The 20,840-nt window shown below is 36.9% G+C and carries 11 protein-coding genes; 1 reads left to right on the top strand and 10 read right to left on the bottom strand.

The genetic code is table 11. From position 1 onward, the window contains the following. Nucleotides 1-315: 315 nt before the first annotated feature. The 10 genes from ABJD27_RS18815 to ABJD27_RS18860 all read right to left on the bottom strand — a co-directional run bounded on the left by ABJD27_RS18815 (nt 316) and on the right by ABJD27_RS18860 (nt 20,173). Nucleotides 316-2,700 carry a T9SS type A sorting domain-containing protein gene (locus ABJD27_RS18815; protein WP_348172006.1) on the bottom strand — a complete coding sequence of 795 codons (2,385 nt, stop codon included), beginning with the start codon at nt 2,698-2,700 and terminating at the stop codon, nt 316-318. A 23-nt stretch (nt 2,701-2,723) separates the two neighbouring features. Next, nucleotides 2,724-3,611, bottom strand: a complete 888-nt coding sequence (locus ABJD27_RS18820; protein WP_348172003.1) for a hemagglutinin protein — start codon at nt 3,609-3,611, stop codon at nt 2,724-2,726. Nucleotides 3,612-3,756: 145 nt separating this feature from the next. Further along, on the bottom strand, nt 3,757-7,581 hold the full coding sequence (locus ABJD27_RS18825; RefSeq protein ID WP_348172000.1) for a glycosyl hydrolase: 3,825 nt from the start codon (nt 7,579-7,581) through the stop codon (nt 3,757-3,759). Between the two features lie 64 nt (nt 7,582-7,645). After that, a complete protein-coding gene (locus ABJD27_RS18830; RefSeq protein WP_348171997.1) occupies nt 7,646-10,849 on the bottom strand; it encodes a hypothetical protein in 3,204 nt (1,067 codons plus the stop codon). Nucleotides 10,850-10,988: 139 nt separating this feature from the next. Beyond that, nucleotides 10,989-14,810 carry a hypothetical protein gene (locus tag ABJD27_RS18835; RefSeq protein WP_348171995.1) on the bottom strand — a complete coding sequence of 1,274 codons (3,822 nt, stop codon included), beginning with the start codon at nt 14,808-14,810 and terminating at the stop codon, nt 10,989-10,991. Nucleotides 14,811-15,219: 409 nt separating this feature from the next. Next, nucleotides 15,220-16,857, bottom strand: a complete 1,638-nt coding sequence (locus tag ABJD27_RS18840) for a tetratricopeptide repeat protein (protein WP_348171992.1) — start codon at nt 16,855-16,857, stop codon at nt 15,220-15,222. Between the two features lie 284 nt (nt 16,858-17,141). Further along, nucleotides 17,142-18,452: a DUF3570 domain-containing protein gene (locus ABJD27_RS18845; RefSeq protein WP_348171989.1), complete on the bottom strand. Its 1,311-nt coding sequence runs from the start codon at nt 18,450-18,452 to the stop codon at nt 17,142-17,144. Between the two features lie 95 nt (nt 18,453-18,547). Further along, nucleotides 18,548-18,760 carry a DUF4266 domain-containing protein gene (locus ABJD27_RS18850; protein WP_348171987.1) on the bottom strand — a complete coding sequence of 71 codons (213 nt, stop codon included), beginning with the start codon at nt 18,758-18,760 and terminating at the stop codon, nt 18,548-18,550. Further along, a complete protein-coding gene (locus tag ABJD27_RS18855; protein WP_348171985.1) occupies nt 18,757-19,737 on the bottom strand; it encodes an FAD:protein FMN transferase in 981 nt (326 codons plus the stop codon). Before ABJD27_RS18855 ends, ABJD27_RS18850 begins: the two co-directional genes overlap by 4 nt. A 4-nt stretch (nt 19,738-19,741) precedes the next feature. Continuing rightward, nucleotides 19,742-20,173, bottom strand: coding sequence for a thioredoxin family protein (locus ABJD27_RS18860; protein WP_348171983.1), 432 nt, complete (start codon nt 20,171-20,173; stop codon nt 19,742-19,744). 134 nt (nt 20,174-20,307) lie between these two features. Between ABJD27_RS18860 and ABJD27_RS18865 the strand changes: the two genes are divergently transcribed. Beyond that, a complete protein-coding gene (locus ABJD27_RS18865) occupies nt 20,308-20,829 on the top strand; it encodes a sigma-70 family RNA polymerase sigma factor (protein ID WP_348171981.1) in 522 nt (173 codons plus the stop codon). The last annotated feature ends 11 nt before the right edge of the window (nt 20,830-20,840 follow it).

Raw genomic sequence — 20,840 nt, forward strand, 5'->3', positions numbered from 1 at the left:
TACATAAGATAATGGTAAAGAGAAGAAGTGTCTTTTTGTTTTTAATGTAACGACCTTGAATACTATCTTTAGGATTGTTACTTAGTGTCTTACATACATTAGATAACGTATTTGAAAAAAAAGAGTCAGAAATAATATGGTTCAGTGTTTCCATGAAATTAAGAGTATAAATTATCTGCAAGGTATCTCGACCCTTCTGTATATGGAATACGCAGAAGTACGTATTATATACGTGTCAATACGTATATATAAGAAACAAAAAAAGGAGACTACTTAGAGTCTCCTTTCCCATATACTATAGTACACTGAATAAACCTACTTAATTATCAATTTTTGTACTATAGTCTCACTATTCGATTGAATTTGCATAAAATACATCCCTTTAGCTAGTTCACTAGTTTGAATGCTTTGTGAGTTATTAAAATTGGCAAGACTGATTGTTTTTATATGCTTTCCATTAACATTTGTAATGATTACTTGTTGTAATTGTTGTGCGCCCTGATAACTCAGTGTTACTTGGTTTGTAGCTGGGTTAGGGTAGAGGGTTACGCTTTCGCGAAAGCTACCTCCGTCACTTATCCCTAAAGCGTCACGTTCTTCAAATACGACTGTGAAACGTTCTGATTGTATGCCTCTAACAGCTATAAAAGAATACGCCTGTTCTTTTAAGTTGGTAGTTGTCCCTAATAGATGATCAATTAAGAATACAGGCGCATTCTCTATACCTATTCCTTCTAGATGATCAATACTAATGGTATGTGTTTCCTCTGTCTCTACTGTGGTGGAATATCCTAGTGTAAGTTCGATACTTGTGTCAAAAACTTCACGTCCTTGAATCGCAAGATATTGTCCATCTAGATTTGTAAATAACGAAAGAAAGGTTCCTAATCTCGGGCTGTCATATCCAGGATCAAATCCAGGGGTTGCATTTGGTGTAAACCCGATCGCCGTTTGTGATACCGCTCCTTCAAAAGCAGATGTTGTTAAGTTTAACCATAGTTTGTCTACAGTTGTTGTTTGTGTTCTAAAATCATCATTATTTCCAGTCACACGAATACTATTTGTAAAGACCACAGGTGTATTTGCCATGGCCTGTGCTTGATCTGCTTTGATTCCAAATCCTTGTCCAGATGCCATAAATTGTCCAGGCGCTGTTCCTCCATTTACGGCTGGAATTCCTAGTAATGCATTACGTATAGAAATATCATTCATAGAGAAGTTACTGGTTCCAAACCCTGGTAATGCAGCCGATGGATCAGTAAGATGTTCCCAATAGTATACTTGATTTACCGCATCATTGGCATTGATAAAAGCCTCTACATCAATCGCTGACGCATATGGATTTCCTAAAAGGTTATAATTATTAATAGTCGCAGGTCCATTGTAATTGATAGGAATAGAAATCGTTCCTGAGTTTAATGTTCCTTGCGTATAATCCAAATCATAGGCTGCCATAGGCGAGTCGTGAGAAGGAGATGGGAATACCAATTGACCGATTCCTGGCGTAGGTAACGGATCACTTCCTAAGGATTGTGATAGGAAATCATTGTCATCATCTAGGAAGTTTTCTGCAAATTCAAATTCTGGGAAAGTATCAAAGTCAATCGTAAAAGGCACAAAGTTGCTCGGGATGATATTAAATACAGCACGAGAGTTTGCATATACACCATCTCTTGTTTCTGCACTCATTGGACTACTCATGGCTACATAATTACGAGCGATGATAGAAGGTGTTGTTTTAGAAACGGTAATAGATCCATTATTGGTTGTAACGGCATCTTCCTCTACTTGTACAACACTTCCTTGATGATCTACAGTGAGTGTTCCATTGACAGTAATATCATTTTGAATATTGATGAAGTTTCCATCGGTTACGGTAAAGGTTGCCATGGCATCTATTGTAAGCTCACAAGCATTGATATCACCTAGTCCCATAGTAGCTGTACTATAATCTTCTGCAATGACAGCAGTCATGGTTGCATCTGGTGTTCCATTATCCCATCCACCCGCAATGGTATAGGTTGTAGTTCCTCCAGTACATACAAGTACTGGTAACGTAGACCCAGAACAGTCTGGAGTGTAATTAAGGATTTGACTTCCTGCTTCATTAATACAATCGGCATTTACAAAAGTGAATCCTACGAGTGGATCAAAAGGTCCACAAGCAGTAAAGAATTGATCATCAAAAGGGTTTGTAGCATCAAAGCAAAGATCTGGTGATACGGCAGATGCTCCATCTAAAAACTGTATTTTCACATGCACTAGTGCTGTAGGAGTATTGGCTGGGATATTCGTTCCTATCATACCACCACTTCCATTTTGTTGCCAAATGAAAGATACTTTAGAAGTCGTGGCATCATTGACAAAGAATGAATTGTAATGAGAGCCAAGAGGAATGATAACCCCTGGAGCAGCTTCTACGGTGGTTTGTCCTCCTAAGATGGATGTATCTGGGCGTTCATAGGTAATTCCTCCAGCACCATTAACAAGTGTTCCAAAAGCCGTTGCATTATAATCTAAGAAGAACTGTCCTGATCCTTGACTATATGCCGCATCACTAGTGATCATAACATCGACTTCATAAAAGTCGTTCATGCCATCATTGGTAACTTGAGGGTTTTCAAAAGAGAGCTCGATGTTTTGAGCATTGATAGAGATACATCCTAGAAGTATCACTACCCAAAGAGTAATTTGTTTCATTGAGAATTGATTTAAGTAGGTTATTAAAATTGCTGGATCCGTCCAGCGTTTGGTTGAATGATTAGAGCGATATCGGTATTTAATATATTTCCATCCATATCTGCATCGGCGCCAGTATAGACAGTAATTCCTCCCGATGCTGCAATGGCATTAGTGATATCTGTATTTAGAATACTGCCATCATTATTGACATCACCTGCATACATAGCATATAGTCCGTTGCCCATATCTCTTAAAGCTAATGACCCTCCTGTTGCTACTGCAACATCTGTACTGAGATCAAGAGTGGTTACTGCTCTGGAAAGTGCTAGAGTACTAGCGGTAAGAATTCCTAAATGGTTACGATGCTTTACAGCTACATAATAATCGCCAGATGTAACATCTATAGAAACTGCCGAAGTACCATCGGTAGCGACAATGTCTCCATCACGTTGTAATAAAGCCGATTGTGAAGCTATGATAATAACAGGATTTGTTGCATCTCTAAGTTCTATAAGTATCCAATCTACAATAGCATTTGTGCCAGAAGTTGTAAAAATAGCTGCGTCACAAGTCGTACTATCATACGGACTTGTTGTGGGAATGAGTATGGTACTTGCAATACGTAAATCATCACGCATCAGCATTTCTTCTCCTGTATTAGGATTGGTAAATGCTCCTTGTAAGAATACAATGGGGCTTATCTGGATTGCTAGATTTACTTCAGCTTGCTGAAATCCTTGTGTAAATGTTGTTGTTCCATCTGTTATGGTTGTTACGGCAAGTTCTCCCACAGTAAAATCAAGTGTTGTTGTTCCATTAGTGATCGTACTGCCAGAAGAGGCAATCACACTACGTTCTATGGATTGGCCATAACTATGGGTTATACATACCATCGCTAATACCATAAAGATAAGGGGGCACTTTATCATGGTTGTTTTGATTTGGGGTTGTATACGCTTTCGTACTTCGATTGGACTCAGCATAAACTTCATCGTCGTTATACTCCTTGAAAGTGTATAAAAATTAGTTTTTATTCTGTTATACATAGTTTAGACAGTTATACGTTGTTTTACCCTATTCTTGTTCTATTTTTCCTGCATTAGGTTGGATGATGAGTTGGATATCATTATTGAGAATAAAAGTGTCCATATTTACATCACTACTTAAATATCCAGAAGCTCCCGACTGTTGAAGTGCATTTAAAATATCTGTATTGAGAATACTTCCATCTGTATTTCCATCACCTGCATACAGTGCAAGTTTGCCACTAGCTAGATTGGTTACAGCTACGGTTCCTCCGTTAATAATTGTACTGTCTGCAGTAAAATCTATAGTAGAAGTAGTAGTACCTATCGTTATTGGGTTTGAGGTAGCTATTCCTAAATGATTACGATGATTAAGTTTAATATGATAATTGCCAGGAGTTAATGAAAAAGATAATGGAGAAGTGCCATCAATACTTACAATATTTCCATCTCTTTGTAATAGTGCAGATTGACCAGCAATAATTGTTGCACGATTACTACCATCTCTTAATTCTACCCATACCCAATCTACAATAGCATCAGTTCCAGAGATACTTAATATTGAAGGATCAATCGTCAATCCATCTGTATACGGACTTGTTGTAGGAATAATACCAGCTACTCGTAAATCATCTCGCATTAAATTTTCTTCTCCAGTTACAGGATTTACACCAGCTCCTTGTAAGTAAGCTACAGGACTTATTTTACTTACAATAGGAATTCCTTCTATTGTAAAGTCGTCAATGACCATTCCTTCTTGATTAATGACACTATCTGAATGCAGCGTAATTCTAAATATAATATTATCTGCTGTGGTCAGGTCGGTTTCTCCTAGGGTAGCATTTGCTGCAAAGTCATAGGCATATTCTGTCATCGTTGTATTAGTGCCTGTCCATTGCGCTCCTGGACATCCCGGACAATCAAAACTTGCTTCAGTACGATCACTATTGTACCAATTGGGTTGACTGTTTATACTTCCTAAATTGTTCCAGTTTTGTGCTCCATTTAGTGAATATTGTACGTTAGCCCAATCCCAATTTTCTTCAATATCAAATGCCATTTGGAATTTAAGTACTGGGCTTTCAATAAGCGTAAAATCATAACAATTAGATAGTAAACTTGCATTAGTATTTGTAGGATAGTTTCCTGATAGATTAGTAGCGTATGCTTGAGTTCCTGTAGCGGCAGTATTTAATAGGCTGCCGCTAGGAACTCCGCGCTCCCAAACGCCATTTTCTGTAAGTAATATATCAGAAGTGTTTTCAAAAGAATTAATACTATTTACTTCACCAGATGCATTGATATTAAAGTTTTTAGTACGTTGGTTATTGGTGGCAGTGGCATCATTAGGAATCGTAGTTTCTACTTCTAATACATGACTTCCTGCAGGAACACTAATACTTGGTAAATCAATGGTCGCTTCTTCATTAGATGCTAAAGATCCATTCCAAGTATAGGTTTGTGGCGTATCTCCAGAGACGCCATAAGTAACTGTTATTTCTGTAATGAGATTGATCCCATTACTACGTACTCTAATTTGTGGAGATACATCTCCGCAACTGGCACCTTGGGATGCATCAGGATTGTTGATGGCTACTAAACTTACATCATTAGGAGCTAGTTGTACTGGAATAGAAGATCTCCATAGTCCACGACCATAGGTAGCCGCTGTAATGGTTTGATCTAGTAAATTGATTTCTAAATCTTCAATTTTAGTATTTGGTAAGTTGGTCATAAATGGTTGCCAATCGGGACTACCATCATCTAAACGGTAAATTCCAAGGTCTGTAGAAACATAGAGTGGATTTAATGGATGGTCGCCTTGGTGTACAATATCTTCTGGATATTCTGTTGCTACAGGAAAGTTTCCTGTAATATCCACCCATGTAATTCCTCCATCTATTGTTTTAAAAATTCCTTTATTTTCATAATCTCCATCAGTGGTGATCCACATAATATCCGGATTGTCTTTATGTATTGCAATTCCTGCAATGGCATTTCCTACTACATTGGTGTTAAAATCTAAAGTTTGTCCACCATCTGAACTTACACGTAGATCTTGATGTCCAGATGATACAATCCTATTAGGGTCAGAAGGTGCTATTTCCATGATATCTGTATAACCTCCTAAAGAACCTACTAACTCCCATTCATAATTTGTTCTATTAAGCTTAAATAAATTGCTCCAAGCCGCGTATACATCTCCATTACTATCTGCAGATAAAGGTGCTACCCAAACTCCTTGACCAGAATTTGAAGGTTTAAAAACACGTGTAAACCAACCATCGCCATGATTGGAGACATATAAAGTGCCTCCATTTTGAATAAACCCATAATACGTATCATCATCGGTTGGCGTGATTAACGTATTTACTCCATCACCAGGATGATAAGCTCTCCATTCGCCATTGAACCCTACACCAAAACCACCATTGTCTTGTAAGCCTCCTGAAATGTTGTTAGAATTTCCTTGAGCAACTGCTACATTAAAAAACTCGCCAATTTGTAAATCTTGGTAGTGTGGTGTGAAGTTTGTACCGTTGTCTTGACTACTGTAAATTCCACCATCAGAAGCTACAAATACGTTGCCTTCATGAACACGAATGCTATGAATATCTGCATGGGTATATGCTTCTGTTAACTGATCCCAACGATTCAATTTATTCCAATTTTGTCCTCCATTGGTAGATCTCCAAACGTCCATAACACCAACATATAGTTCTTCAGGATTTGTATCAGAGACTCCCATGGCAAAATTGTACCATACCTGTCCGTTTCCTATTAATGTGTAACTGTCTTCTTGACGCGTTGAAAAACTTTGTCCGCTATTTGTAGATCTATAGATTCCGTGAACTCTATTGTCTGTAGCATCTGAACTAAAAATGTATACATAATTAGGATCTGCAGGCGTTACATCAATCACCATTCTACCTGTGTTGGTCGGTACACCACTGGTTATTTGGCTAAAGTTAGTTCCACCATTGGTAGAACGATAAAAAGTAGATGGACTTACACAGTATACAATACTAGCGTCACCAGGTTTAATTCTTAAATCACGAATATTTTCTCCAGCAAGTGTTTGTGTCCAAGTTGTTCCTGCATCATTAGATATATAAACGCCATCATCGGTAGCACATACTAATTTATTGGAGTTAGCTGGATCAATAAAAAGTTCCCCCATCCTGCTTGCATTTCCAATGGTATTTACATTTAGTCCTGTGGTATTCCAAGTACTACCTCCATCGATTGACTTCATAACTCCAATAGTAGGGGTTTGATCGGCATCATCATCACCAGTGGCAATGTAAATGATGTTGGAATTGTTATAATCAATAGCTATAGCAGATACACCTACTCTTGGTAACTGATCTGTCATCGGTATCCAATTACTTCCTGCATTGATTGTTTTCCATAGACCACCATTAGGTGATCCAACATACCAGATGTTGTTATTATTGGGATCAATAGTTACTGCATTTAATCTTCCTTGACCTGAAGGTTGTGCATTTGCTTGCACATGATTGTTTGGACCGATAGGCAACCAATTGCTTAGATCTGCCATTCTATTACCACTAGTTTGAAATCTATTTTTAGCTTCCCATGCTTCATAGAAATCTTTTCCATTAGGTAATGACCCATCTGCTTTTACACGACGTTTCCATAGTTGTTCCCAGCGTTTAAAAGGTTTGTAACCACTTCCTTTAGCATCTTTGTCATGGGTTTCCCAATATGCATTAAATGCTTGTTGTACTTCTTCAAAAGTGGGATCTTGTTGCCTTCCTTCGAAGGTTTTCATCCAAGGAGTGTCTTTATGTTGTTGGGAGATACTAATAGTACTCCAGAGCAGTAAGAGTAAAATGATTGGTTTTTTCATGAGTTAGTGATTGGGGGTTATAGGTATTGTATCTGAGTACGCTTTCGCGAAAGCGTACCCTTGATTATTCCTGTTCTATTTTTCCTGCGTTAGGTTGGATGATCAACTGAATATCACTATTGAGAATAAAACTGTCCATATTGGCATCATTGTCAAGATAACCTGAAGTCCCAGAGGCTTGTAAAGCATTTACAATATCTGTATTCAAAATACTTCCATCTCCGTTTCCATCTCCAGCTAGTAAGGCTAAATTTCCGTTACTAAGAGGTATTAAAGCAATTGCTCCTCCATTGGTAGTAGCTGTATCTACCGTAAAATCAAGAGTGGTAGTCATTGCATCTAAAGCAATTGGATTTGCGGTTGTAATTCCTAAATGACTACGATGATTAATCTTTATATGATAACTAGCGATTATTCCAGAAAAGGATAGTGAAGAAACACCATCTGTAGTCACAATATCTCCATCGCGTTGTAATAAAGCTGATTGCCCAGCAATCACTATCGTACGATCTGTAGCATCTCTTAATTCTACCCAAACCCAATCAACAATAGCATCATTTCCTGTCACAGTAAATACAACAGGATCTACAGTCAAGGAATCACTATAAGGACTTGTAGTAGGAAGTACTCCGTTGGTACGTAAGTTATCACGCATCAATGTTTCTTCTCCAGTGACAGGATTTATACCTGCTCCTTGTAAGAATACTTTAGGAGCAATATTAAGATCAGAACAAACATCTAATGTATCTGTGATCGTTACAATGGCTGTTTTTTCTGTGATATTCCCATTGGTGTCTGTAGCTGTAACAGTTACTGTATTTTCTCCTACGTTTGAGCAATCAAAAGTAGTTTGCGAAGCGACTAAGGTATCTACACCACATCCATCTATAATTCCAGAAATGGGTATAAAAGCAACCACATCATTTGTAGCAGACCATTGTGCTGCATTACGTCCAGGAACAAGGATAGCAGCTGTTCCATCTATATTTTCGAGACCTTGTGTTTTATCATCAGCTGTTAATGGAATAATAGTGGTATGAATTTCAATACGATTTGAAGTTTCAAATAGTTTTACCTGAGTAGTCGTAACATCATTTGAATCATCTATATGGGTAACGTTATCCCAATCCATTATTAAGGTACGGTTAGGAGAAGTTCCAATGGTTTCATAACGAATTGTACCTCCATCTTCAGGATTAATATCATTCCAATCAAAAGCAATCAAATTATTTGGTGTGGATATGTTAGGAAGTAATTGTCCATTACAACACCCATCATCACTGTTTGTCGTAAACGTGATAAACCCATTAGAAGAAATATAAAAATCGTTATATAAGTTTCCATAAAATGCAAATTCAAAACCAATAGGTAATGCTGATGAAACTTCATCATCATTAAGTATAATTTCTGTACCTGTTGTTGAAATATCTTCTCTATTAAGAGTTGCTGTTTGATCTACTGTATAATCAGGAGCCAAAGGATCTGGCCCTAAAAGATCGGTTGCGGTAAGAGAAGCCATTCCATTCATGGCAATATCTAGCGTTATATTTTGCGCTTCAAAAATAGGTCCATCTTCATCTATTACCGTCACATCATAACTACAAGATACTGTAGCGCCCATATTATCTAGAGTGTCATAGGTGAACGTAGTGGTTGTGCCCACATCTAAAAATGTTCCACTTGGAGGTCCAGCTGTAATGTTACTTGCGCAAGGGTAATTGTAAGTCACGCCACAGGTATCTGTTTCTGCTTGTAACGTTAGATCTCCAGGACATGATGGTATCGTAATCGTAACTGTTGTAGTACATGTTGTTTCATTACCTCCTTGATCTCTTGCAGTTATCGTAACCAAATTATCTCCGATATCTGCACACGTAAACACCGATTTATCTAATGTTACTTCTCCTGCACCACAATTATCTGTAAAACTCGCTAATAGACTATTTGGATCTAGCGTTACACTTCCTGTGGTATCTAATTCTATAGAGAAAGGTGCTACACATTGTATGATTGGAGGTACAGGATCTGTTAGTACAAAAAATAAGTTTTCAGTTGTTACATTTCCATTGACATCTGTTGCCGTAATGGCTACCGAATTAAACCCAATATTACTACAATTAAAGTCTGTTTGGCTAATGATTGTACTTGCAATACCACAATCGTCAGTAACAGCTGTGTTTAGTATTGTTAAATCTAATGTTACTTCTCCATTGCTGTCTAGTTCTACTTCAAAAAATGGAAACGTTGGAGGTGTATTTATGATAGGAGGGGATTCTACAATAGTGACAGTGGCATCTATGGTCACATTATTGTTTTGTTCATCTGTAGCAGTAAATTGTATGGTATTAGCTCCAATATCTGCACAGGTGAAATCGGTTTGACTTAAACTTATGTTGATGTTTGCTTCCGCACTACAATTATCAGTTACTACCAATCCAAAATCAGTGGGATTTATAGTGATATTTCCTGTAGTATCTAGTGTAGTGGTTAGTGTTGTTGTAGCTGTTGGTGAAAGATCTCCACGTACCCAAACACGATGAATTGTACTTTGGGTATTTAATGCACTATCATCAACTTCCCAACGATTTCCCAATCCACGAATTCCCCAGTGAAATTGCCCACTACGAAAAAATGGAAATTCTGTTAATGCGTTATCTCCTTGACTTGAGAATGCGTTAATAGCCTGTGCTGGTATATTAGCGGTATGTCCAGAGAGCGCTGTAAAATTAGTAGCATTCATAATGCTAGCAAAGTTGCCTAAACCCGTTTTAAGGTAGGTTAAAACATTAACGTAAGACGTTTTAAAGTTAATAATACGGCCATGTCCAGTAGTTTCTCCATAGAGACGAACTTCTTCAAAATCGATGGCAGTTGCTAGGGCATTACCCATGTGTCCCCAGTTTGCTGTTCCAGCTTCGTTGTCTCCAACAGTTGAAGAGCCTAATAATGGGAGGTCTGTATTTCTCACTGTAAGATCTGTATTATCTCCAGCTAGATGTACATAGTTGAGCACCATTAACCAACCACCACCATCGGTGTCGTTATCTAGTGCTCCCTGAAAAGTGCTCCCATTAAAATTAAAATAATAAGTCCCGCTTGGTACTCCTCCTACGGTAGCTAGTAATAAGTTTCTAAAAGGATTGGCCATTGTGCCATCGCCTGCATCTCCAAATACGGGGGCTTGGGTATCTTCACCAGGTCCGCATTGTGCGATACTGAGTTGAGGTAATAGTAAGGCAAAACATATAATGAGTAATAATTTTTTCATGCTGTATAGGTTAATTAGTCTTGGGGACTATGGTTATAAGTAAGATCTGATTGGTGAGAATTATTCTATTTTTATTTGAGAGTACGCTTTCGCGAAAGCGCACTCATCATGATTTATATCTTCAGTAATTTATTTTGTTTTATAATTTGTTTACTAGATATCCATTAAATCCAGATTCTATTTGAAGCGTAAAAACTGTATCTCCTGTTGATTCTACAAATACAGATACATAATCTCCAGCCTCAAGTTTTAGAATACCACTTACGTGTTGCGTGTCCCAATTTGCTGTTCCCGCATCTGCATTTCTAATAGAGTGTAAACCATTTCGAAAACCTTGTTTATTTCCATTTTTTACAATCATTAATCGAGAATATGCAGATCCATTTGCGCCATTAATTGCATCAATTCTTGTTTGTGCAGAGAAAAAATACAGTCCGTCAACAGGAGCCGTAAAACGACCATTCGTAATATTTAAATGACTTCCATCATTAAAAAGATCTGCATTCACAGAGCTATTCCAGTTGCCAACTTCTTTTGCTCCAGCACTTGTATATGCTGTAGCATTAGAGGTTACATTAAACGCGGGTAAGCTTGGTATTTTAACACTTGTTGCTTCTATAGTATTAGTCCAACTTGGAGTAGTCCCATCTGTTGTTAAAATTTTCCCTGATTCTCCTGTTTGTGTTGGTAATTCAATTTCATTAGTAGGGCTGTCATCTGCAATTACTTCACTGGCATCTAACCACTGTATCCCTGAGCCAGAAACACCAAGTAATTGCCCGTTAGTACCTCCTGCTGGTAATTCGGTGGGTGCATCTACCCATGAAGGAGATGCTCCGTTTGTAGATAACACTTTTCCTGATTCTCCTGTTTGAGTAGGTAATTCTATTTCATTGGTTGGATCATTATCGGCATCATTTACAGCATCGGTAACCCAAGCATAATTTCCAGACCCATCTGTTTTTAATAGCTGCCCATCGGTTCCTCCGCTTGGAAGCATGGTTCCAGCTGCCACTGCTGCCCAAGAAATATTTCCAGACCCATCTGTAGTCATGACTTGATCTGCAGCACCATCTTGTGCAGGTAAGGTATAGGATGCTCCAGCACCTGTATTATCTCCATCAATCGTTAATTCTCCGTTTAGCGTAGTATTACCATTTTTGAGTACCACTAATGCATCGCTACGAAATGAAGGCCCAGTACCATTTCCAATGACCATTAGACGATCTGTTGCCTGAAAATTATTTGTATTTAAAGGTGTTGCACTTGTATTGTATAACCCTAATGATATTTGTGAAAAGCTCTCTGCTGTTAAATTATTTCCCCAAGTCATTGACGAACTACCCGAAGCTGTTACGCCGCTTCCCACAGCAATAGATGAAAGCCCAGTAGCATTTGCGTTACTTCCAATGGCAACTGTAGCAGCACTGGATGCGTTTGCGTTACTTCCAATGGCCACGGAATTAGTAGCAGTTGCAGAAGAATTATTTCCAGCAACAAAACTACTTGTTCCAGAAGCGGTTGTGTTTAAACCAAAACCAGCAGAATAATCCCCAACGTTTGTCTCATCATATTGCGTTCCTGAAACACGACCAACTCTAAAGGCAGCTTTGCTTTTATCAAAATACATACGTCTATCATCATCCGTAGTATTTGTGTCATTTGCTAATTGCGAACTACCAAATACAAAATCATCTGTGGCAATTGTTCCATTTGCATTGCTAGTTACGTTTGCTGTAGTTGAGAATGTTGTACTTGATGCCATTGTTTGATCTACCCAACTGTACACTCCAGAACCATCAGTAGCTAGTACTTGTCCATCTGTTCCTCCAGCTGGTAGCGTTGTTCCACCACCAGAAGCAGCAGTCCAAGACACATTTCCTGAACCATCTGTTGTCATTACTTGATTTGCAGTACCATCTTGTGCTGGAAAAGTATAACCAGCTTCCATTTCTTGATTATCACCATCAATAGTCAATGTACCGTTTAAAGTTGTATTACCATTTTTCAACATAACCAATGCATCAGATGGATATGTCCCATCAAAATCGGCGGTACCATTACCAACAACCAATAGACGGTCTGTTTCTACATACGTATTAGCATTTCCAGCTACCGCAGTATTTCGATATCCAATACTGATCTGCCCAACGCTTTCTGCGGTTAAGTAGCCTCCTAGTGTTGTGGAGTTAATACCTGAAGCTGTATTATCTCTACCTAATGCTACCGAATAGTTAGATGAAGCTGTATTATTATCTCCCATCGTTAAACTATACCATCCTGATGATGTATTACGCTGCCCGCCTAACGTAGATGAGTAGAAACCTGAAGCAACATTTCGTTGTCCAAATCCAACAGAGAATGGGCCAATATTAGCTTCATCCATTCCTGTAAAACCATCTACATCATTACCTGCTCTAAAAGCACCTCTACTTTTATCAAAAAACATTCTTGAGTTATCATCGGCTCCTGATACATTATCTAGTTGGGTACTTCCAAAAACAAAGTCGTCTGTGGCAATAGTACCATTAGTATTACTTGTTACATTCCCTGTAGTAGAAAAGCCAGCTGTGGCTGTTTGGTCTGCCCAGCTGTATACTCCAGATCCATCTGTGCTTAAAACCTGACCATCTGTTCCTCCTGTTGGGATTTCATTTGGAACATCTTGCCAAGCGACAATCGTTCCGTTTGTAGTTAAGAATTTTCCTGATTCGCCAGTTTGAGCAGGTAATTCAATTTCGTTTGTTGGATCAGCATCTGTATCTTCATTGGTAACCCAAGACAATGCTCCTGAACCGTCCGTTGACAGTACATATCCATTGGTTCCTCCATTTGGAATCGCAGCAGCGGCAGGGGATACCCATGCTACGTTTCCAGCACCATCAGTACTCATAATTTGATTTGCCGTACCATCTTGAGCAGGAAGTGTAAAAGAAGCTCCAGATCCCTGATTATCACCGTCTATAGTTAATTGCCCATTTAAGGTAGTATTTCCGTTTTTGAGCATCACTAAAGCATCACTATTTAATGCTAGGTTGATATCTTCTTGTCCATTACCAATGACAAATAAACGATCGGTTGGTACCCACGTATCTGTCGAACCAGAAACAAAATTACTGTATTGCCCCAATTGAATTTCAGCCATAGAGTTCGCATTTAGTTGTCTTCCAATGGCAGTTGCATGTTGCCCAAAAGCCCTGGCATTAAGTCCAAATCCTTTGGCATAATCTGCAAACCCTCCTGCATTTAATCCAAATGCAAAGGCTTCATTACCAGTAGCATTGGCATTACGTCCCATAGAAAATGAATTACGACCACTAGCAATTCCTCCTTCTCCAAAACCAACGGAGTAATCTCCTATTTTATCTTCATCCCACGCATCACCGAAAGTAAATCCAGCTCTAAAAGCGCGTTTACTTTTATCATAAAACATACGAGCATTAAAAGGACTATTAGACGAGAAATGATCTAATTGACTCGCTCCAAAGACAAAGTCATCAGTTAAATTATTACCGTTACCATTACTAACTATAGTACTGTTTACGGAAAATACACCTGCATTTCCTGCTTGATTACTGTTTAAGGCATACATCGCATAGGGTACAAATCGTAATTCTGAAGTTCCTATCTGTGTATAACTGGTGCCACCAGAAAGATCTACTTGAATATCAATCCAATGATTTTGAGTACTCCAATCAATGGCTAAAAAATTAGCTCCTGAAGTTCCACCTCCAACAGGTAGTGTAATCACTCCTTGATCATTAGAAGTTACAGTATGTGCTTCATTATAGAGCACACTTCCAGTAGGGCTACCAGCAATGATTCTTACCAATACACCCATAGATTGATTGATAACTGGATCTCCTGAGGCATCTCTTACGACGGCCTGATAATTAAATGTTTGTGAAAAACTGAGGCTGTAGCATAGTAATGCTAGAGCAATGAGTAGATTTTTTTTCATGGTTAAGTAGGTTGTGAGTTTTATTGTGTTTTTTTAGACATACGTTATTGCAGATGAATAGTGTATGTATTGATTTGGGGTTAATACGTTTTTATCATTTGTTATTCTATGTCTAAGACAGTCAAAAATGAATACACCCTATTTTTATTTAAAAAAATGATTTGGGGAAAGGGGATATTATTTATGTTGTTATTTCCTTCTAGGCATTCTATTGCACGAGACGAAAATAGCCGTAGGAAGTAGACGATTTATACAAAAGTACCTATACAATTACATAGACAAAAATTTAAATATCTAATAATCAGCACTTTAAAATGAAATAAAATACTTTTACGCTTTCGCGAAAGCGTAAGATAGATTCATGAAAACCGATGAAAAACATCTATTTATAGATAATGTGAAGAGTAGACTATTCTTTGTGTAAGAAATCACTTTCGAAATAATCAACAATTGGAATCTCCTTTGGGGCATTTATTTTTTTACGTAATCGATACCTATTTGTCACAACACTATCAAAAGAAATCCCTAACAAATTTGCAATCTCACCGGAGTCTAAATTTAGTTTTTCAAGAGCGACCAATCGTTCTTCAGACTTCGTAAGTTTATATCCTTTTTTTGAGATGTTTGGAAAGAATAAAGGGTATACAGAAGTGAACTTTTGTTTAAATGTGTACCAATCTTCCTGAGTGAGTATTTTTGAGCTAGCGAGTTCTTGTAAACTTCGCATAGAAACTTTCTCGCCTACTTCTTGTTTTAAAACGTCCAGCTCTTTTTTAAACTGCTCTTGTTCTTTACTCTTTATAATCAAGCGATTCATAAATAGATGTAACTCTTCTTTCTTTTCTTCTAACTTAACTTGAGAGGCTTTTATTTTATTCTTATACATACGACGAATTAAGAATGTAATAATAACTCCAGCAATAACGGTTATAGTAAATAGTAAGAGATATAGATTTTTTTTAGCACTTTCTGCATTATTTTGTATTTCTAGTTCGCGTTTTTCGGAAACAAAGTGTAAACTATCGAGTGCTTTTTCTTTTTCATATTTAAAAGACTCTTCAAGCACGGTCATTTTTTTAACCTCTTTTATATCATTGCGTTTTTTTAGAAGTTTGCTATATGTTAGATAGGCACGATGACTTTCTTTATAATTTTCTAATCCATCATATGCTTTACTCAAAGCCAAGTATCTAAATGGTAATACAGCTTCGCTTTTTAATGTGTTACAAATCTCAATGGCTTGTTTTAAATAGGGAATGGCTTTCTCAGGTTGTCCAATTTTAGTGTAATGAATCCCTAACGCATATAAACCAGACTCTAATCCAATTTGATTATTGCCTTTTTTATGTAGTTTGATTGCCTTTTGAACGTAAGGCATTCCACCTTGATAATCACCAAAACGTCTCAGAATACTTGCATAGTTAGCATATATGGTAGCTTTCTGATAATCAGTTCCTATAGAGTCAACAAGATGTAATGACTTGTTATAATACGTCATTGCATTGAGGGTATCTTTTATTGCTCCATATGCAGAGCCGAAGGAACTATATATTTCGAGTAATTGATTTTTTTGTTGGTATTTTTCGGCAACTTTTTCAGCGACTTTAAGTTGTTTGACTCCTTCATCTATAGAGTTTAAAACAGCAAGCCAAGCTTTGGCTTTTTGATGATAAGAAGTCGCTAGTAAAGAATCTAACTCATTTGCAATTTTTATATCGATACTTTTTTGAGCAAGTAATGCCGCTTCATCATAGTTATTTTCTCTACGTTCATAATAACTTAAAAAATGATATGCATCTGCTTTTCTTTTATTAAAAAACAGATTCTTTGAATGCCTTAATGCAACTAGACTATCAATGTGATTTACGAGTTGGTATAAATACTTTTTAGCTTCTGTTGGATGTCGATCAGAGTTTTTGACCGCAAGGGCATAGATTTTTTCAACCTCTAGACTATCTAGAGTATGAATAGTTGAAGCATTTTGTTGTCCATAAACACTAGAAAATGTATAAAAAAGAACGCAAAAAAATAGTAGGGGAAACCTCATAATGACAAAAGTGCTATAGTTTAGTTTTTTACTATGGATATACATTGGTAAATGTAGTTTATCTATAATGGTTTTGTTGTTTAAATACATATACAAAAACATATACAGTCGTTACCTAGAAATTTTATATATAAGCGTCTTTATACGTTTTCACACTTCGACGTAGTTCAGTATAAACTTCTTCGTCACTATGTTCCTAGAAAGCGTATAAAGCGTATTTTATTTAAAACCAAAACCTGCCCCATAGCAGTGAGGCAGGATCATCATAAACAAATCAACTCGCCTTAATCAAGGTTAAACTTAAATCCAGTAGTAATAATCGTTGAGCTAAAAGAAGTGTCTCTATCATATTGATACACTTTGAGATCTATGCTTTTAAGTCCAATCTTCCAAAGTTTTAATTTTGTCAAAATATCAGTGTAACTTATTCCAAACCCAAATTGATTCGAACTATAGGTAGACAAATCAAAATCTGAAGTATAGAATTGAGCAGTAGACAAATGCTGATTATATGGTTGAAAATAATCTGCTGCCGTTTGTTGATAATAACGGTAGGATGGATAGATGGTAAATTTATCACCTAGTTTGATCGGTATTTCTATACTTGCGGTATGAGAAGTAATCCCCCAATCATCAAAATAATATCTATAAAAACTACGTACAGTAACTACTTCATTAATGTAATAATTAAGACGACCTCCTACAGCTACTTTAAAACGAGTATCTGGTAGACGCTCAATATCTTCTGCAAGATGAAAATCTTCTATAAACGAATCTTCTATATCTGAAAAATAAACTCTCTGAAATGGGGTGGATAACAATCCATTTTGACTTACAAAGTCCAATGCTAATGATCCTTGTAATTTTTTGGATAAAATTTGAGAGAATCCAAAACCTAATGAATATGAATTTCTCTTGTCTGTTGGAAGCGCTACAAAATTAGGTGCATAATTTGTATTTCCAGTAATTGTAAAATTATTAATGTCAAAATCATCATCATCATCTCCGCTTCCTGGAGCTCTTAATTCAGCAGGGGAAATAATACTCCAAGAATCTAGATATGCATTTGCACTAATACTAAGTTCTGTATTTTTCTCATTGAAAAGCTTTGTAAAACTTCCTCCAACACCAAATGAAAAATAATCATACTCGGCAGATATGGATACTTTTCCAGACCAGAGCGTATTACGATCATCTGAGCTATGACTGTATACTCCTGTAATATTAGACCATACATCTGCGCCAGAAGCTCCTGAAGAAGCAACAAAGGCATTGGCAACTCCTGAGCCATCAAATGGATCTACATTACTGGAAGATGCAGAAGTATAGGCTGAGATTCCAGCATCTATAGTTAATACATCATCAGCATTTAGTGGAATTGAAATGACAACAGTTGCTGTTGCATCTGTAAGTTCTTCGGTCCCGATACCACCACTTACCGCGGCATTATCTCCATCTTGTGTGTAATAACTACTTAGAAAATCTATTTCGGCAGTTTCAAGTACTCTCTTTTTATATTGAGAATCTTGTGTTTGTGCTACGCAGTGAACACTGAATAGTATACAAATACATATACAAATTGTTTGATACTTCATTAATTAGAATGTCTTATAAATGGATAATCTATGAGATGATTGGTTATTTGTTTATTAGATATAAAAAGGGGTTGTGGTTTTGCTGTTTTTTAAGGCTAATTACAACCACAACCACCTCCTGTTTTTCCACCATTGGCACCTACAGCAGCTTCCCTGTATGCATGGGATGTACTGAGGTTACGATCACATTTTTTATCGGCTAGAATCATATCTGGATCATTGATTGCTACTTTTTCATATTCTTTCACAACTACACAGGATTGTATGGTTAACAAAAGAATGAGAAGTAAGAAGATGGGTTTTTTCATAGGGTATCGATTTTTATGTTTTTTGATGTATGAACATTTCCAGAATCATCAATGATGATACATTCTATGTCAGGAAGTTGATTAATGCGATTAAGACCTGTATCGATTCCCATCACAAATAGGGAAGTGGCAAGTGCATCTGCGAGTTCTGCTTTTGGAGCAAATACAGTGACACTTAAAATTCCAGAAGCTGGATATCCTGTTCTTGGATCTATAATATGTGTGTAACGTTTTCCTTCAAAAGAGACATATTTTTCATAATTCCCCGAAGTGACTACGGCTCCTTCATTAATAGGAAGTAATCCAAAATTCTTTGTCTTATCCATTGGATTAGTAATGGCTACTTTCCAAACATCACCGTTAGGTTGCCTGCCCCAAGTATTCATATCACCAGAGGCATTAATGATCCCTGCCGTTGCACCTTCTTTAATTAAAAGCGCTTTTGCCATATCTGCCGCATAGCCTTTACCAATCGCCCCAAAACCAATTTTCATGTTTTTGTTTTTAAGGAATACATTATGTGTTGTTTTGTCGAGTATAATATTTTCGAACCCTACATTAGTTACAGATGCATGAATAGCTTCTTCAGAAGGCATTTCCTTCATACTTCCATCAAATTTCCAGATCCGATCCATAGATGCATAGCTTACATCAAAGGCGCCATCTGTAAGTTTAGAAATACCTAATGAGCGTTGTATAAGATTAAATAATTCAGGATCTACTTGTATAGCAGCGATTCCCGCTTGTGCATTAATAGCACTTGTTTGAGAAGCAGCATCCCAAGATGAGATGAGTTTTTCAATACGTGTAATCTCATCGATAGCTATATCAATATACCTGTTGCCAGTCGCTTCATCTTGAGCAACAACAATAATATCAAAACGTGTTCCCATTAATTTGAGCGTACGTTTGTAGGTTTCTTGAGAGATACAGATACTACTTAAAAGCAGTACAATACAGGTGAGTGTCGCTTTCAATAGACTATATTTTAAAAGATTCTATATGATTGATATATTCCTTTGGAGCTATTTTTTTATAGCTAGTTTGTCCTAGTACATTGCCTTTGGCATCTAGTACTACGACAAATGGAAAAATACCTTGTCTATTATATGTCTCTGCGAGTTGTGCATTAGCAGTAGCTTGCGCTTCTGGAAGTGCATTTTTCTTTTTTCTAGGGAAATCTGCTTGAAGCATGACATAATGATCTTTTGCGTAGGACTTAAAAATATCTGTACTCCAAATCTCTCGATCCAATTTGATACAAGGTGCGCACCAATCTGATCCCTGGAAGACCAAAATGATCTTTTGTTCTTTAGCAATTGCTATTTCTTTTGCTTCTTCAAAATCAGTAACCCAGTCTTGACCATAGCTTATAGTAGTTATAAAAAATAGGAGATATATTATGTTTTTCATGTAGTAAAGAGATTGCTTATTACTAGTAAGACCGTTAAAAAAGGATATACCCTATTTTTTTAACAAGTTTTATAAATCATAGATTTTAAATACACTAAAGGAATGTTTATTTTTGCGATTCTATAACCCCCCACATGTCTGATAAAGAACCTTCCATATGTGAAGAAAAAAACTATAATCAGCTGTTTCATAAGTTTTATGAACCAGTCACTCGTTATATTTATTATAAGTGTGGTAGTTTACAACAGGCAGAAGATATTGTTCAGAATGTATTTGTAAAACTTTGGCAGTTATGTGAGACTATTGCTTTCGCGAAAGCAAAATCATATATCTATACCGCGTGTACTAATATGTTTAGAAATGAAGTTGCCCATCATAAAGTGGTTTTAAAACACAAACAAAGCAAGGTCGAAAATACAGATCATGAAAGCCCTGACTTTTTAATAGAAGTCGATGAGTTTAGAGAAAAACTAAAAACAGCAATTGCAAATCTTCCTGATAAAGAACGTGAAGTATTTTTATTAAGTAGAATAGAAAAGAAGACTTATAGAGAAATTGCAGAAATTACTTCACTCACAGTAAAGGCTATAGAACGAAGAATGAGTAAAGCATTATTGCAATTAAGAGAAGAATTAGGAAAAGAAATCAAAATATAACTAGGGTAGTT

Origin of the sequence: Dokdonia sp., from assembly GCF_039945015.1 — a bacterium.
GTDB lineage: Bacteria > Bacteroidota > Bacteroidia > Flavobacteriales > Flavobacteriaceae > Dokdonia.

What these genes read in the sequence shown, in the direction of transcription:
- ABJD27_RS18815 (WP_348172006.1), bottom strand. Translation starts at nt 2,700, where the DNA reads ATGAAACAAATTACTCTTTGGGTAGTGATACTTCTAGGATGTATCTCT.
- ABJD27_RS18820 (WP_348172003.1), bottom strand. Translation starts at nt 3,611, where the DNA reads ATGATAAAGTGCCCCCTTATCTTTATGGTATTAGCGATGGTATGTATA.
- ABJD27_RS18825 (WP_348172000.1), bottom strand. Translation starts at nt 7,581, where the DNA reads ATGAAAAAACCAATCATTTTACTCTTACTGCTCTGGAGTACTATTAGT.
- ABJD27_RS18830 (WP_348171997.1), bottom strand. Translation starts at nt 10,849, where the DNA reads ATGAAAAAATTATTACTCATTATATGTTTTGCCTTACTATTACCTCAA.
- ABJD27_RS18835 (WP_348171995.1), bottom strand. Translation starts at nt 14,810, where the DNA reads ATGAAAAAAAATCTACTCATTGCTCTAGCATTACTATGCTACAGCCTC.
- ABJD27_RS18840 (WP_348171992.1), bottom strand. Translation starts at nt 16,857, where the DNA reads ATGAGGTTTCCCCTACTATTTTTTTGCGTTCTTTTTTATACATTTTCT.
- ABJD27_RS18845 (WP_348171989.1), bottom strand. Translation starts at nt 18,452, where the DNA reads ATGAAGTATCAAACAATTTGTATATGTATTTGTATACTATTCAGTGTT.
- ABJD27_RS18850 (WP_348171987.1), bottom strand. Translation starts at nt 18,760, where the DNA reads ATGAAAAAACCCATCTTCTTACTTCTCATTCTTTTGTTAACCATACAA.
- ABJD27_RS18860 (WP_348171983.1), bottom strand. Translation starts at nt 20,173, where the DNA reads ATGAAAAACATAATATATCTCCTATTTTTTATAACTACTATAAGCTAT.
- ABJD27_RS18865 (WP_348171981.1), top strand. Translation starts at nt 20,308, where the DNA reads ATGTCTGATAAAGAACCTTCCATATGTGAAGAAAAAAACTATAATCAG.